The following is a 1,042-nucleotide window of genomic DNA, read 5'->3' on the forward strand; positions in this document are numbered from 1 at the left end:
TCCGGCGCCATTCCGCAGGTGCGCCCGTTCCCGGACGCCCACCTGTACGAGGAGGGGAAGCGGCCCGAGGACGTGCCCGCCAGCGCGTCGATCCCGGCCGTTCCGCCCGCCGTCTCCACCCCGGTGTCCGCGCCGGTCCCGCCTGCCGCGCCGGTCTCGGGGGTCCCGCCGGTGTCGCGGCCGTCGACGCCCCCGCGGCCGTCCGGGCCGATCTCGCGGCCCCAGTCCCCGGCCTTCGCCGAGACGGGCCGCGGCGGCCAGCCCTACTCCGACGAACACCCCTCCGGCACCTATCGCGTGCCCGCGGGGTTCGCCGAGGGCGCGGCCGAGTCCACCCGGCAGTACGACGCACCGGCCTCCGGCGCACAGGGCTACGTGGGCGCTCCCGCCTACAGCAGCGACGAGGACCGGGACGAGCTGATCGCCCCCGCCACCACCCGCTACCCGGCGCCGCCGGTGCGTGAGATCCCCCAGCCCGCGCCGGAGACCAGGCGCTATCCGGCGGAGGCCGAACCACATCCTGGCGCGGGGAACTACCCGCCGGCCGAGGACGGCTACGACGCGCCGTACGGCCGGGCCTACAGCGCGCGGCAGGAGGCCTACGCCGACCCCTATCCACCGCAGCCGGAACCCTACGGCGCGCAGCGCGATCCGTACGCGCACGACGAACCCTATGGGCCGCGACCCGATCCCTACGCGGCACAGGCACGTCCGTACGCGGCACAGGCCGATCCCTACGGCGCGCAGCCCGATCCCTATGCGGCGCAGGGCGATCCGTACGGCGGCCACCACGATCCCTATGCCGGGCAACAGGACCCGTACGCGCAACAGGGCCGGTACGACGCCGATCAGGGGTACCGGGAGCCCTACGACCGGCGGGAGAAGCGTTCGCCGTTGTTGGCCGTGCTCGCGGGCTGCGGGGGGGGATGGGGGGGAGGCGGGGGGAGCCGGGTGGAGTGGGCGGGGCACCGCGGCGGCCGGGCGGGCCCCCCCGCCCGCGCCCCGCCCCCCCCCCCCCCCCCCCCCAAACCCCGGGTGGCGG

1 pseudogene is annotated in these 1,042 nt (G+C 77.3%); it reads left to right on the forward strand.

The window, feature by feature from the left end:
• Positions 1-1,042, forward strand: a pseudogene (locus QH283_RS13050) (hypothetical protein); the annotation flags it as partial.

Source organism: Nocardia farcinica (assembly GCF_029867845.1).
In the GTDB taxonomy this organism is placed as follows: domain Bacteria; phylum Actinomycetota; class Actinomycetes; order Mycobacteriales; family Mycobacteriaceae; genus Nocardia; species Nocardia farcinica_A.